Source organism: Streptomyces sp. NBC_01255 (assembly GCF_036226445.1).
GTDB lineage: Bacteria > Actinomycetota > Actinomycetes > Streptomycetales > Streptomycetaceae > Streptomyces.
Genome location: NZ_CP108474.1, coordinates 5,802,708 through 5,816,114, shown reverse-complemented (window position 1 = coordinate 5,816,114; position 13,407 = coordinate 5,802,708). Strand labels below are relative to the sequence as shown.

At 71.7% G+C, this 13,407-nt stretch carries 13 protein-coding genes; 2 read left to right on the top strand and 11 right to left on the bottom strand.

What is annotated here, in order from left to right:
• Positions 1 to 25: 25 nt before the first annotated feature.
• The 3 genes from OG357_RS26300 to OG357_RS26290 are packed head-to-tail and all read right to left on the bottom strand — an operon-like array spanning position 26 to position 2,634.
• On the bottom strand, positions 26 to 1,777 hold the full coding sequence (locus tag OG357_RS26300; RefSeq protein WP_329623498.1) for an LCP family protein: 1,752 nt from the start codon (positions 1,775 to 1,777) through the stop codon (positions 26 to 28).
• 19 nt (positions 1,778 to 1,796) lie between these two features.
• On the bottom strand, positions 1,797 to 2,417 hold the full coding sequence (gene nadD, locus OG357_RS26295) for a nicotinate-nucleotide adenylyltransferase (RefSeq protein ID WP_317595110.1): 621 nt from the start codon (positions 2,415 to 2,417) through the stop codon (positions 1,797 to 1,799).
• A gap of 52 nt (positions 2,418 to 2,469) precedes the next feature.
• Positions 2,470 to 2,634, bottom strand: coding sequence for a hypothetical protein (locus OG357_RS26290; RefSeq protein WP_329623497.1), 165 nt, complete (start codon positions 2,632 to 2,634; stop codon positions 2,470 to 2,472).
• A 223-nt stretch (positions 2,635 to 2,857) separates the two neighbouring features.
• On the opposite strand from OG357_RS26290, the gene OG357_RS26285 reads away from it, so the two are divergent.
• The gene (locus OG357_RS26285) at positions 2,858 to 3,994 is read left to right on the top strand and encodes a M48 family metallopeptidase (RefSeq protein WP_329623496.1); all 1,137 of its coding nucleotides are present in this window, start codon (positions 2,858 to 2,860) and stop codon (positions 3,992 to 3,994) included.
• Here the strand turns inward: OG357_RS26285 and OG357_RS26280 are convergent.
• The 7 genes from OG357_RS26280 to OG357_RS26250 all read right to left on the bottom strand — a co-directional run bounded on the left by OG357_RS26280 (position 3,979) and on the right by OG357_RS26250 (position 10,458).
• Positions 3,979 to 5,061 (bottom strand): SCO2583 family membrane protein, encoded by a 1,083-nt coding sequence (locus OG357_RS26280; protein WP_329623495.1) that lies wholly within the window; start codon positions 5,059 to 5,061, stop codon positions 3,979 to 3,981. The two genes, OG357_RS26285 and OG357_RS26280, sit on opposite strands and share 16 nt — an antisense overlap.
• 71 nt (positions 5,062 to 5,132) lie before the next feature.
• A complete protein-coding gene (locus OG357_RS26275) occupies positions 5,133 to 5,699 on the bottom strand; it encodes an SCO2584 family spore wall biosynthesis protein (RefSeq protein WP_329623494.1) in 567 nt (188 codons plus the stop codon).
• A gap of 77 nt (positions 5,700 to 5,776) precedes the next feature.
• A complete protein-coding gene (locus tag OG357_RS26270) occupies positions 5,777 to 7,060 on the bottom strand; it encodes a glutamate-5-semialdehyde dehydrogenase (protein WP_329623493.1) in 1,284 nt (427 codons plus the stop codon).
• A gap of 61 nt (positions 7,061 to 7,121) precedes the next feature.
• Positions 7,122 to 7,625, bottom strand: coding sequence for a hypothetical protein (locus OG357_RS26265; RefSeq protein WP_329623492.1), 504 nt, complete (start codon positions 7,623 to 7,625; stop codon positions 7,122 to 7,124).
• 131 nt (positions 7,626 to 7,756) lie between these two features.
• Positions 7,757 to 8,860, bottom strand: coding sequence for a glutamate 5-kinase (gene proB, locus OG357_RS26260; RefSeq protein WP_329625701.1), 1,104 nt, complete (start codon positions 8,858 to 8,860; stop codon positions 7,757 to 7,759).
• A 108-nt stretch (positions 8,861 to 8,968) separates the two neighbouring features.
• Complete coding sequence (locus tag OG357_RS26255; protein WP_329623491.1) at positions 8,969 to 9,463, bottom strand: GtrA family protein; 495 nt, start codon at positions 9,461 to 9,463, stop codon at positions 8,969 to 8,971.
• The gene (locus OG357_RS26250) at positions 9,463 to 10,458 is read right to left on the bottom strand and encodes a glycosyltransferase family 2 protein (RefSeq protein ID WP_329623490.1); all 996 of its coding nucleotides are present in this window, start codon (positions 10,456 to 10,458) and stop codon (positions 9,463 to 9,465) included. Before OG357_RS26250 ends, OG357_RS26255 begins: the two co-directional genes overlap by 1 nt.
• A 251-nt stretch (positions 10,459 to 10,709) precedes the next feature.
• Here OG357_RS26250 and OG357_RS26245 point away from each other — a divergent pair, with 251 nt between their 5' ends.
• Positions 10,710 to 12,278, top strand: coding sequence for a hypothetical protein (locus tag OG357_RS26245; protein ID WP_329623489.1), 1,569 nt, complete (start codon positions 10,710 to 10,712; stop codon positions 12,276 to 12,278).
• 80 nt (positions 12,279 to 12,358) lie between these two features.
• On the opposite strand, the gene galE is transcribed toward OG357_RS26245, so the two are convergent.
• Positions 12,359 to 13,348 carry a UDP-glucose 4-epimerase GalE gene (gene galE / locus OG357_RS26240; RefSeq protein WP_329623488.1) on the bottom strand — a complete coding sequence of 330 codons (990 nt, stop codon included), beginning with the start codon at positions 13,346 to 13,348 and terminating at the stop codon, positions 12,359 to 12,361.
• Positions 13,349 to 13,407: the final 59 nt, after the last annotated feature.

Here is a 13,407-nt window from a genome sequence, read left to right as displayed (position 1 = left end):
CGCCGCCAACGTTTACCGGGGGCCGCTATCGGGCCTCCGGGACCTTGTAGTCCTGGCCCAGGACGACGGTCACCGAGGCCGTTCCCGAGGGCTTGCCCTTCTCGACCGAGCCGGCCGGGAGACCCAGGGTCTTGGCCACCTCGGCCGCCGTCGCCTTCTGGGCCTCGTCACCGTAGATGACCTGCGACTTCTCCTGGGTGTCCGTCTCGGATCCACCGATGAAGGCGTAGCCGCCGTTGATCAGGACGACCCGGGCCGCCTCGGTCGCGTCCTTGCCGGATCCGTCCCGCAGGGAGACCCGCGGCACATCGCCGGCGTCGGGGGCGGAGACCTTGCCGCCGAGGATGTCCTTCACCACGCTGTCGCTCGCGCCCTCGGCCAGAGAGCCGTCCTGGGCGACCGGCAGCAGGGCCGTCTTGTGTGCGCCGATCTTGGCGTGCTCTGCGAGCTTGGCGAGGGAGGCGCCGAGGTCCTTCTCGGGGAGCGACGGGTCGAGGATCTGGACCAGGGACTCGACGGTGACCGTGGCGGCCTTGGGGTCGTCGGAGATCTTCCGCAGCACCCCGTACAGGACCTGACCGAAGCGCTGGAGCTGCTTGGCCTCGGCCTCGCCGGGGGCCCGGTAGGTCGCGTAGGCGACGGCCGCGCGGCCGTTCAGGGTCTGCTTCTCGCCCTTCTGGACGAGCGGCCCCGCGCCCTTCCTCGTGTCGGGCACGGCCGTGTCCGTGTCGACCTCGATGCTGCTGACCAGCTCGACGAGGTTCTCCAGGAACGGGGTGTCCAGCCGCCAGGTGCCGGTGATCTTCGCACCGAGGAGGTTGCCGATCGCCTCGCGGGTGCCGCCCGAACCGTCTTCCTCGACCGACTTGCCGAGGGTGGTCGCGGAACCCTCTCCGTCGGCAACGGCGAGGTTGTCGGGGAGCAGGACGGTGGTGCCCTGCTTGGTGGTGGTGTTGTCCACGAGCAGGGCGGTGGAGGTCCCGCCGCGCCTCGTGTCGTGGAGGTGGACGACGATCGTGTCGCGCTTCTGCGGGCCGGTCGCCGTGTTCTCTTGCTGCTCCGGGGCGGAGGTGCCGGGGAGCATCCCCGCGGACCAGAGGTAGCCGACACCGCCCACGGCGGCGAGCACGAGGACGACCACGAGCGCGACGATCCGGTTGCGGCCGCGCCGCCTGGCCTCCTCGCGCCGCTCCGAGCGGCTCTCGGTGAACTTCAGCCAGTCGATGACGTCCTCGGAGTCCTCGTCGGGCTCCTCGATGAACGAGAACTGCTCGGTCCGGTACTCCCGGTCGTCGTCTTCGCCCTGGCGCGCCGGGCCGGGCCGCTCGGACGCGGGGCGCTGACCGGGGACACCGGCCGGCGCCGCGACGGGACCGGCGGGCGCGGCCTGCACCGCCCGGGTGGTCGGCATGGCCTGCGTCGTCGGCATCGCCTGCGTGGCCTGTACGGGGGCGGGCTCGGCCTGCGCGGCCCACTGCTGCCCGGTGTCCGTGTCGTACGAGGGGTAGGCGTAGCCCTGCTGCCCGTACGGGTCGTACTGCGGCTGCTGGACGGGCTGGGCGGGCTGCTGCTGCTGGGCATAGGGGTCGTAGCCGTACGCCTGCTGTTGCGGCGGCTGCTGCGACTGCTGCTGCTGACCGCCGTACGGGTCGTAGTGCTGCTGACCGGACTGCTGCGGTGGCTGCGGCTGCTGGTACACCGGCTGTCCGTACTCGTCGTAGCCGATGATCTGCGGCTGCGGATAGTACGGATCGTACGGATTCTGCTGGTCGTTCACCGGTGGCCCTCCCCGAAGCTCACTCGCCGCGGTACAACTGGCGCTTGTCGATGTAGCGCACCACACCGTCCGGGACGAGATACCAGACGGGATCGCCCTGCGCGACCCGCGCCCGGCAGTCGGTGGACGAGATGGCGAGCGCGGGAACCTCGACCAGCGAGACCCCGCCCTTGGGCAGTCCGTCGTCGGTGAGGTCGTGGCCCGGCCGGGTGACGCCGATGAAGTGCGCGAGTGAGAAGAGCTCCTCGGCGTCGCGCCAGGTGAGGATCTGCGACAGCGCGTCGGCCCCGGTGATGAAGAAGAGGTCCGAGTCGCTGTTGAGAGAGCGCAGGTCCCTCAGCGTGTCGATGGTGTAGGTCGCGCCGGGCCGGTCGATGTCGATCCGGCTGACCGAGAACTGCGGGTTGGACGCGGTGGCGATGACCGTCATCAGATAGCGGTCCTCCGCCGCCGACACGGTCTTGTGCCCCTTCTGCCACGGCTGCCCGGTCGGCACGAACACCACCTCGTCGAGGTGGAACAGGGCGGCCACCTCGCTGGCGGCCACCAGGTGACCGTGGTGGATCGGGTCGAACGTTCCGCCCATCACGCCGAGTCGGCGTTTGCCGCGGCCGCCGGTAGACACTTCCTGCTCTCCCATGCGTGCAGAGCCTACTGGCACCGCGGCGGACGCCGGATCAGCGGTCCTCGGATCAGCGGTCGCGGTTGAAGCGCGTGGTGATCCACAGCAGCAGGAGCAGCGCACCGAGGGCGCCGAGGCCGGTGACGTAGGGGCTGAGGCTGTCGTGGTTGCCACCGTGCTCGGCGGCGCCCTCGGCGAGCGTGACCAGGTTGGCAGCGGTGCTGTGGAGGCTCATCGTCAGCAGGACCTATCGATCGGGAATGGGAGCGGAGACTTCGCGCACATCGTATGCGGGCCGTCCGGGCACTCTCACGCCGACTCAGGCGTTCGCGTTGTCGACGATGTTGGTGTCGGTGCCGGCCTCGGTTATCCACAGGCTCCGGCACGCCATGGTGCCAACGCCTAGGCTGGGTTCCGTCAGGGGGACGAGCACCGACTCGTACGAACAGGGGGCATCCATGACCGAGAACCACCAGGGGAACGTGCCGAGCAGGCAGCGAAAGCGGTTCCCCGGCATCTCCTCGCGGGCCTATGAACATCCGGCCGACCGCTCCGCGCTGGTCGCGCTGCGGAAACTCACCGGTTTCGACACCGCTTTCAAGGCACTCAGCGGACTCCTCCCCGAGCGCAGCCTGAGACTGCTCTTCCTCTCCGACTCCGTCCGGGTGAGCGACGCGCAGTTCGGCCAGCTCAACGACATGCTGAGGGACGCCTGTTACATCCTGGACCTGGAGAAGGTCCCGTCGATGTACGTCACGCAGGACCCCAAGCCCAACGCGATGTGCATCGGCATGGACGAGCCGATCATCGTCGTCACCACCGGCCTGGTGGAGCTGCTCGACGAGGAGGAGATGCGGGCGGTCATCGGCCACGAGGTGGGGCACGCGCTCTCCGGCCACTCCGTGTACCGCACGATCCTCCTCTTCCTCACCAACCTCGCGCTCAAGATCGCCTGGGTGCCGCTGGGGACCGTGGCGATCACGGCCATCGTGACGGCGCTGCGCGAGTGGTTCCGGAAGTCGGAGCTCTCCGCCGACCGGGCCGGGCTCCTCGTCGGGCAGGACGTGCAGGCCTCGATGCGCGGTCTGATGAAGATCGCCGGCGGCAACCACCTCCACGAGATGAACGTGGACGCGTTCCTCGCCCAGGCCGACGAGTACGAGAAGGCCGGTGACCTGCGGGACTCGGTCCTGAAGATCCTCAACGTGCTGCCCCGCTCGCACCCCTTCACCACCGTGCGGGCCGCCGAGCTGAAGAAGTGGTCGGAGAGCCGCGACCACCAGCGGATCATGGACGGGCACTACCCCCGGCGCTCCGAGGACAAGGACACCTCGGTCACGGACGCCTTCCGCGAGTCGGCGGGGCACTACGCCGAGACGGTGCGGACGAGCAAGGATCCGCTGATCAAGCTCGTCGGGGACATAGCCGGTGGCGCCGGTGACCTCGCGGGCGACCTGGGCGGGCGACTGCGCAACCGCTTCGGCGGCCAGGGCAGCGGTCCGAGCTCCAAGGAGACCGACGGAGAGCCCGGCAGCGGGGCCGCCGACGGTAAGGCGGCGGACGGCAGGACCGGGGACGGTCAGAGCGAGGGCTGAGCGCTCGGCGCCAGCGCACCGCAGAGGGACGGGGCCGCGGGCCTGGTCGTGGCGTACGGGTCGGTGACCGCCGGCCCGCCCGCCTCCGGGGCCCGCGCTCCGGCCAGGAGCGGCTTCAGGATGCCGGTGGAGCCGGGGCCGCACGCCTGCGGTCCGGCCTCCACCGTGCTGGCCAGCAGCTCGGCCCGGTGCATGCGCAGGTCTTCACGGTCGAAGCGGAAGTGCACCACGCGGTGGACGGTGAAGAGCGAGGCCGCGGCGGCCGGTCCGGCGCCCTCGGTCGCCGGGCGCAGCGCGTAGGTGAACGTGTGGTCGGCGGTGACGTCCAGCGTGTCCGGACCGGACTCCTCGAAGCGGAGCGTGCCCTGCACGCGGGTGCCGGGGTCGGCGAGCGCGACCTGCCGCGGGTCGAAGCGGACGAGCCAGCCGGCGAGGGCGTGCCGTCCGTCGTCGGCCGGTGACTCGACGCTCCGGTCGAACTGCTCCAGCTGGTCGGGGTCGAGCAGCAGCCGGACGGGCCGCACGGTCGTCCCGGAGAGGGTGTCGGGCTCCAGGGACGAGGCGACGAGGTAGTCCTTGGCGATGGCGAGGGCGGTGACGACCTGGCTCTCGGCGAAGTGGGAGGTGCGTCCGACGACGGGCAGATTGATGCCGGCGGCTCCCGTGCGGTACTCGGCGACCGGGCTGTGGTCGAAGAGCTGATCGGGCTGCCCGCCGGGGACGGTGCCCTGCGGGGCGAGCGGGACCACGGTGGTCCGCAGCGGTGCGGCCCGCTGGTCGACGGGGGGCTGGTACGGGTTGCGCACGCCCAGGTAGATGGCGGTGCCGAAGGCGAGGAGGATCAGCAGGACCAGCAGGACGGCCTGGCGGGAGCCGGTTCGGCCCTCCCGGGCGGCCCGGGACCGGACGGCCTGGGCGTACTCCCCCATCCGCTCCTGGGCGGAGAACTCCTGGAGGCGGGCAGCACGGACGAACGCCTCGTCGAAGACGACGGATCGGTATTCGTCCTCACCACCGCCGGGGAGACCCTCGGGTGTCCCCTCAGGCGGGTCGCCACGCCCTGCCATACCTTCAGGGTAGGTCGGCGGGGGCTTTGGTAAACGCCGAGGTGCGCGACAACTTCGGAAGAGTTCCGCCGTCAGGGTGTACGGGGAGCGACGGAGACCCGCGGCGGCGCGTATGCGGCGGGCGGGGCGGGGGCCGGGTTCGGGGTGTCCACGCCGGTGGTGGCAGGCGGGGGGATCCGGTCCTGGCGGTTGGCGACGGCGCCGCGATAGACGGCGCTGAAGGCGAGGGCGACCATGCCGATGCCCATGAGGAGGGCCAGGGCCCAGGCGACGGGCCGGTGCCAGCGAGGGCTGCCCCGGTAGGGGCGCAGGGCGCCTCCGTGGCGGCCGTAGGGGCTGGCGTCGTCCCCGATGTCGTCGGGCTCGTAGGTGAGGCCGACGGGGTCGCGGCCGTCCTCGTAGGGGTCGTCGTCGGCGGATCCGCCGCCGGCGCGGGCCCGGGCGGATTCGGCCTCGGCGCGGGCCTGGGCAGCGGCGAGGAGTCGCTCGACGGCGCTCGGCTCGTGCACCGTGGCGGCCCGTACGAAGGCCTCGTCGAAGACCACGGCGGCGAAGTCCTCGGACGCGCCTCCGCGGTCGACAGAGTCCTCAGGGTCCCCGCCGTCCGGAAACGGCGTGCCCCCCACGTCGTCCGGCACGGTTTCAGAGTAGACCCGGGAGGTGGTTTTGGGCAGGGAGAGTGCGAACCCTCCCCGCCCGTACCGAAAGGAGCCGGTTATCGAACGTGACCGTCGCCGGTGACGATGTACTTGGTCGAGGTCAGCTCGGGAAGCCCCATGGGGCCCCGGGCGTGGAGCTTCTGCGTGGAGATGCCGATCTCGGCGCCGAATCCGAACTGCCCGCCGTCCGTGAACCGGGTGGAGGCGTTCACGGCCACCGTGGTGGAGTCGACCAGCTGGGTGAAACGGCGCGCCGCGGCCTGCGAGGTGGTGACGATCGCCTCGGTGTGACCGGACGACCACGTGCGGATGTGCTCCACGGCCTTGTCGAGGGAGTCGACGACGGCGGCGGCGATGTCGTACGACAGGTACTCGGTCTCCCAGTCCTCGGGCGTGGCCGGTACGACGGTGGCCTTGGAGGCCGGGGCGTGGGCGAGGACCCGCTCGTCGGCGTGGACGGTGACGCCGGCCTCGGCGAGGGCGTCGAGGGCCCGGGGCAGGAAGGCGTCGGCGATGTCCTGGTGGACGAGGAGGGTCTCGGCGGCGTTGCAGACGCTGGGCCGCTGGGCCTTGGAGTTGACCAGGATGTCGACGGCCATGTCGAGGTCGGCGTTGGCGTCGACGTAGACGTGGCAGTTGCCGGTGCCGGTCTCGATGACCGGGACGGTGGACTCCTCGACGACGGTGCGGATGAGGGAGGCGCCGCCGCGCGGGATGAGGACGTCGACGAGGCCGCGGGCGCGCATCAGCTCGCGGACCGATTCGCGGGACTCGCCGGGGACGAGCTGGATGGCGTCGGCGGGCAGTCCGGCGCCGCCGACGGCGTCGCGCAGGACCTTCACCAGGGCGGTGTTGGAGGCGTACGCGGAGGACGAACCGCGGAGCAGGACGGCGTTGCCGGACTTGAGGCAGAGGGCGGCGGCGTCCACGGTGACGTTGGGGCGGGCCTCGTAGATGATGCCGACGACGCCGAGCGGGACGCGGACCTGGCGGAGGTCGATGCCGTTGGGGAGGGTCGAGCCGCGGACGACTTCGCCGACGGGGTCGGGCAGCGCGGCGACGTGGCGGACGTCGGCGGCGATGGCCCGGACGCGCTCGGGCGTGAGGGTGAGCCGGTCGATGATGCCCTCGTCGGTGCCGGCCTCGCGGGCCTTGGCGATGTCCTCGGCGTTGGCCTCGACGATCTCGGCGGTACGGACTTCGAGGGCGTCCGCGATCGCCAGCAGGGCATCGTCCTTGGCCGAGCGCGGGAGTGGCGCGATTTCGGCGGCGGCGCCACGGGCCCGGTAGGCGGCCCGGGTGACCGGGGAGAGGTTGTCGAGGGGCGTGAGCGAGGTCATGCCCGCAGGGTACTGGCACCCCTGCGGACATCCCTCACGTATCCCGCACTCCGAGACACCCTCAGTAGGGGTGGACACCGACCGGGGCCGCCGGTGGCGGGCCGTAGCCCTCCGCGATCCGCTGGTGGTAGGTCTCGCGGTCGATGACCTCGAGGCCGACGATCTCCCAGGGCGGCAGCTTGGCGGTCTGGCGGTGCTCGCCCCACAGACGCAGGGCGACGGCCGCGGCGTCGTGCAGGTCGCGGGCCTCCTCCCAGTACCGGATCTCGGCGTGGTCGTTGGCGTAGCGGCTGGTCAGCAGGAAGGGGTGGTCATGTGCCAGCTGTTCGAGCCCGCGCCGCACCTCCTTCAGCGGTGACTCCGCTCCGGAGACGCTGAGGGTGATGTGCCAGAGTTTGGACAGGGGCCGCTCCTCGGCGCGTGATTCCCGTGTCTCGGTGGTGGTCTCGGTCTTCGTGTCCGTGGACCTGTCCCGTGCCTCGTCGAAGTCGGCTCCGGCCTCGACACTGGTCAGGGCGCGTTCGGCAGTCCCGCGGGGCGATGCCCCAGGGCGCGCTCGTCTCACCGGCGGCCTCCTGTGTGTGGTGCTGTACCCCGCCTTGCTACTTACCCCCGAGACAAAGTTGACCAGCCCGAGGCGGCAGATGGGGCGGTTTTGGTAAACGTCCCTTCCGGATGGCCGTACTTTCAGCCGTTTCAGCGGATGACGACCAGGTCGTCGCGGTGGACGACCTCGCGCTCGTACTCAGGGCCGAGTTCCCTGGCGAGCTCGGGGGTGGACCGGCCGAGGAGCTGGGGGATCTCCTTGGCGTCGAAGTTGACGAGTCCGCGGGCGACGGCCCGTCCCTCGGTGTCGCGGAGTTCGACGGGGTCACCGGCGACGAAGTCGCCCTCGACGCCCGCGATACCGGCCGCGAGCAGGGACTTCTTGCCCTCGACGACGGCCCGTACGGCTCCGGCGTCGAGGGTCAGGGAGCCCTGCGGGGTGGACGCGTGGGCGAGCCAGAGGAGCCGGTCGGCGGAGCGGCGGCCGGTGGGGTGGAAGTACGTGCCGGTGTCACGGCCCGCGAGGGCGTCGGCGGCGCGGCTCGCGGAGGTGAGGACCACGGGGGTGCCGGCGGCGGCGGCGATCCGGGCCGCCTCGACCTTGGTGACCATGCCGCCGGTGCCGACGCCGGCCTTGCCCGCCGCGCCGATCTCGACGTGGGCGATGTCCTGGGGGCCGGTGACCTGCGCGATCCGCGCCGTGCCGGGCTTGGCCGGGTCGCCGTCGTACAGCCCGTCGACGTCGGAGAGCAGGACGAGCAGGTCCGCCCGGACGAGGTGGGCGACGAGGGCGGCGAGCCGGTCGTTGTCGCCGAAGCGGATCTCGTCCGTGGCGACGGTGTCGTTCTCGTTGACGACGGGCAGCGCGCCCATGGCGAGGAGCTGGTCGAGCGTCCGGTAGGCGTTGCGGTAGTGGGCGCGGCGGCTGGTGTCGTCCGTGGTGAGGAGGACCTGGCCGACGCGGACGCCGTAGCGGGCGAAGGAGGCGGTGTAGCGGGCGACGAGGAGGCCCTGGCCGACGCTGGCGGCGGCCTGCTGGCGGGCGAGGTCCTTGGGGCGGCGGGTGAGGCCGAGCGGAGCGAGACCTGCCGCGATGGCGCCGGAGGAGACGAGGACGATCTCCTTCTCGCCACCGCTCCGGACCTTGGCGAGGACGTCCACGAGGGCGTCGACGCGGTCGGCGTCGAGGCCTCCGGAGGCGGTGGTGAGCGAGGAGGAGCCGACCTTGACGACGATCCTGCGGGCCTCCGTCACGTACTGCCTTGCCACGTCCGTCTGTCCCGTCACCTGCGTCGTCACCTGCGTCGTCCTCACTCGGCTGTCCCGCGCGCCGCGTGTGCCCCGCCGCGACTGCCAGGCAATCTACGCGAGCCGGGAGGGCTGCCGCTCGTCCATTCCGTTCTCTGGACCGGACCCGTCCGGGCCCTCGGGCGGCTTGCGGGGCACCAGGATCCGCTGGGAGATCAGATAGGTGAACGGGATCGCGACGACGGCCGCGACGAGGGGCGCGATCCTGTCGTCCATGCCGGCCCAGGTGACGAGCGCGTACAGGCCGACGCTCTGCACGAGGTAGTTCGTGACGTTGGTGAGGGGGAAGAGGGCGAACTTCTTCCACGTCGGCCGGGTGCGGTAGGTGAAGTAGGTGTTGAGGAAGAAGGAGCCGATCATGCTGAGGAGGAAGGCGAGGGAGTACGCGGCGAAGTACGGCATCCAGGGATGGAGCAGCAGGTAACACCCGAAGAACGTGCAGGTGTTGACGCCGCCGACCAGTGCGAACCGGAAGATCTCGGCCAGCCGCGCCCGCCGCGCGCCCCCCACGGCCCGCGCGCCCCCCGCGCCGGACGTGCCGGACGCCATCAGTGCTCCCTGTCGGTGGCCACGACGCGGATGCGCTCGGCGGCGGCACGCTCGGCCGCCCCCCGCCCGAAGGAGCGGTGGGTCTCCTTCACGAGGAAGTGCGGCCGCCGTTTCGTCTCGTAGTAGATCCGGCCGATGTACTCGCCGATCAGCCCCAGCATCACCATCTGTACTCCCCCGAGCCCCACGATGATCGCGACCAGGGTGACGTATCCGGGTGCGGTGACGCCCTGGGTGATCGCCGCGACGGCCACCCAGGCCGCGTACAGGACGGCGAGGCCGCTGAGCATCATGCCCAGCCAGAGCGCGATGCGCAGCGGGCGGTTGTTGAAGGAGATCAGCCCGTCCATGCCGTAGTTGAGCAGGGAGCTGAACTTCCACTTCGTCTCGCCGCCCTCGCGCGCGGCGTTCTGGTAGTCGAAGGTGACGGTGTCGAAGCCGATCCAGGAGAAGAGACCCTTGGAGAAGCGGTTGTACTCGGGCAGCGAGAGCAGGGCGTCGACGGCGGGGCGGGACAGCAGCCGGAAGTCCCCGACCCCGTCGGTGAGTTCCACGTCGACCCAGCGATTGACGGCCCGGTAGTACACGCGGCTGAGCGCCGAGCGGAGCTTCTTGTCCCCCTCACGGGTCCGCCGCGCCATGACCTGGTCGTGACCCTGCTGGTAGAGGTCGAGCATGCGCGCGAGGAGCTCGGGCGGGTGCTGGAGATCGGCGTCCATGATCACCACGGCGTCACCGGTGGACTTGCGCAGGCCGGCGAGCATGGCGGCCTCCTTGCCGAAGTTACGGCTGAAGGAGGCGTACTGGGTGCGGTGCGGGTGCCGGGCGGCGATCGCGCGCAGCTTGCCGAGGGTTCCGTCGGAGCTGCCGTCGTCCACGTAACAGATCTCGTAGCCGACCGGGAGGCCGTCGAGCACCTGGCGCATGCGCGCGTCGAACCGTTCGACGACGTCCTCCTCGTTGTAGCAGGGGACGACGACGGAAAGCCTGGTCATGGAACGGTCACTCCAGAGGGATGAGCGAGAGTACGTCCTGAGGGACCGCCACCGAACTCTCCTTCGAGCAGCGCGGCCACGGTACTGAGCGGCGGTGACCGCCGGGCATCGCGCGGGTGACCTCTCCCGGTCGGCATGTCGTCCATGCAGCAAAGCATGCGGGGAAGATATTCATATACCGGGCATCCATACCCATTTGTCACCCATAGAGACGCCGTGCCGCGAACCTTGACCACCTGGAGCGATGACCGGTGAGTAGGACGACCCCTCCGGAGCACAGTGATGCGCCGCTCCCGACCGACACCAGGGACGAGGACGGAGCCGGGGACGGGCGCAAGGGCGGGGGCGCGGTCGGCCCCCGGCGGGCGCTGTCCTGGATCGCCCTCGTCGTCACCGCCGGGGCCGGCGCGCTCCTCTCGGTCGGCGCCTTCCTCGGGCTCTACGTACGCCCCACGTCGGACGACTGGTGCGCCCTGTGGAAGGCCCGCGACATGGGGGTCCTGGGCATCACCTGGGACTTCTACCGCACGCAGAACGGGCGCGTCACCAACGCCTTCCTCACCGGCCTGGTCTACTCCGACGACATGCGGGGGCCGAAACTGCTGCCCGCCCTCCTCGTGGTCGCGATCGGCGCCGGACTCTTCCTCCTCGGCCGCGCCGCGCTGCGCGCCCTGCGCCTGCCCGGCCCTCCCCCCGTCCTGCTCGCCGCGGCCGCGGCGCTCCTGTCCGCGCTGCTGTTCTTCGCCGGCACCCGCTCGTACCAGGTGCTGCTCTGGGCCCCGGCGACGATCTCCCACACCCTGCCGAGCGTGATCGGCCTCGGGGCGGTGCTCTGCGCCGTCCGGGCCGCGCGCAGCGGCCACCGGTGGGCCCGGACCACGGCGGTGGCCGCGGCGTTCCCGGTCGGAGCGGCGCTCGGCATGCTCAGCGAACCCTTCGCCATGGTGGCCGGGCTGCTCGCGGGCACCACCGCGCTCCTCTGCCTGCCCAGGCTCGGCTGGACGAAGGACCGGTACGTGCCGACCTGGTGCGCGTCGGCATGCCTCGGGCTCGCCGCCGGCCTCGTCCTGCTCTCCACGTCACCCGGCGCGCGGTGGCGGCGCGCCCAGCACCCGCAGGAGCCGCTGACGGCCGCGGCGGTGGGAGAAACGTTCCGCGACTGGTGGCACGTGTGGGAGACGATCGGGGGCCAGGGAGCGTACGCGGGCGCAGCCGCCGTCGGCGCGCTCCTGGGCCTCGGCCTGGGCCTGACCCGCGCCCCGGACCGCGCCCCGGCGCACGGCGGGACCGCCGTCGGACTCCCTGCGCGCGGGCTGTTCCGGATCGCGGTGCTCCTGCCGCTGCCGCTCATCGCCCTCGCGAGCCTGGCCGTCACGTACGGGCTGCGCACCGGCTACGGAGACGTGGGCTGGACGTACGGGCGCACCTGGACGAGCTTCCTGCTCCCGCTGCTGCTCACGCTCTGCGCGTACGGGACGTGGGGCGGCTACCGGCTGGGGCTCCTGCTCCGGGCGCCCGGCCGGCCCGCCGCCCGCGCCGCGGTGCTCGTCGCGGTGGGCGCGGTCGCCGTCGGGAGCACGGCCGCCCTGGTGCGGCCGGTGTACGAGCTGACCACGAGCACGGTGGTACGCGCGACCGCCTGGGACCGGCAGAACGCGCGGATCCGGGCGGAGGTCGCGGCGGGCGCCCGCGAGGTCGCCTACGAGCCGCTCCTCGTCGGCGGGCTGACGGAGCCGCTGTTCGCCCGCACGTACGAGCGGGACTGGGCGGCGCAGTGCGCGGCCACGTACTACGGCGTGGACCGCATCCACCGCCCCTGACGGCACCTGCCCACGACACGACGGAGTGGGGCGCCCCGGGCCTGACCCGGGACGCCCCACTCCCTACTACTGGCTGCGAGCTACGCCGTGCGGGACGACCGGTTCGCGCTCCAGCCCTCCCAGGCGGAGCTGATCATGGAGCGGACGTCGTGACGCGCCTTCCAGCCGAGCTCCGACTCGATGCGCTCCGCGGAGGCGACCACGCGGGCCGGGTCGCCCGGCCGGCGCGGGGTGACGAGGGGCTCGACGCTGTGACCGGTGATCTCGTTGATCAGGTCGACCATCTCGCGCACCGACACGCCCTCGCCGCGCCCGATGTTCAGGGTCAGCGCGGCCGTCTCGCCGGCCTCGCCCGCCGCGGCGAGCGTGCGGGCCGCCGCGAGGTGGGCGTCCGCGATGTCGGCGACGTGGATGTAGTCGCGGATGCAGGTGCCGTCCGGCGTCGGGTAGTCGTCACCGAAGATGCGCGGGGACTCGCCGGCGTCGAGCCGCTCGAAGACCATCGGCACCAGGTTGAAGACACCGGTGTCGGCGAGCTCGGGGGCCGCGGCGCCCGCCACGTTGAAGTACCGCAGGCAGGCGGTGGAGATCCCGTGGGCCTGGCCGACCGCCCGCGCCATCCACTCGCCGACGAGCTTGGTCTCGCCGTACGGGCTGAGCGGCAGGCACTCGGTGTCCTCGGTGACGAGGTCCACGTCGGGCATGCCGTAGACGGAGGCGGAGGAGGAGAAGAGGAAGCTCTTCACCCCGGCGCCGGCGGCGGCCTCCAGGATGGTCTGCAGACCCGTCACGTTCTCGCGGTAGTAGAACAGCGGCAGCTCGACCGACTCGCCGACCTGCTTCTTGGCCGCCAGGTGGACGATGCCCTTGACCGCGTGCTCGCGCAGCACCCGGTCGAGGAACTCGCGGTCCAGGACCGAGCCCTTCTCGAGCGCGACGCCCTGGGGGACGCGCGCCGGGTTGCCCGTGCTGAGGTCGTCGACCACGACGACACGCTCGCCGGCCTCGGTCATTGCTTTGACGACGTGGGAACCGATGTATCCGGCGCCGCCGGTGATGAGCCAGGTCATTCCGACAGTTTAGCCACAAGCCGGAGGCCGCCCGGCGGACCGCGGAAGGGTCCACCGGG

Coding starts and splice junctions, on each gene's coding strand:
- nadD (WP_317595110.1), bottom strand. CDS start 2,417: ATGGGAGAGCAGGAAGTGTCTACCGGCGGCCGCGGCAAACGCCGACTC.
- OG357_RS26290 (WP_329623497.1), bottom strand. CDS start 2,634: ATGAGCCTCCACAGCACCGCTGCCAACCTGGTCACGCTCGCCGAGGGC.
- OG357_RS26285 (WP_329623496.1), top strand. CDS start 2,858: ATGACCGAGAACCACCAGGGGAACGTGCCGAGCAGGCAGCGAAAGCGG.
- OG357_RS26280 (WP_329623495.1), bottom strand. CDS start 5,061: ATGGCAGGGCGTGGCGACCCGCCTGAGGGGACACCCGAGGGTCTCCCC.
- OG357_RS26270 (WP_329623493.1), bottom strand. CDS start 7,060: ATGACCTCGCTCACGCCCCTCGACAACCTCTCCCCGGTCACCCGGGCC.
- OG357_RS26255 (WP_329623491.1), bottom strand. CDS start 9,463: ATGGCGTCCGGCACGTCCGGCGCGGGGGGCGCGCGGGCCGTGGGGGGC.
- OG357_RS26250 (WP_329623490.1), bottom strand. CDS start 10,458: ATGACCAGGCTTTCCGTCGTCGTCCCCTGCTACAACGAGGAGGACGTC.
- galE (WP_329623488.1), bottom strand. CDS start 13,348: ATGACCTGGCTCATCACCGGCGGCGCCGGATACATCGGTTCCCACGTC.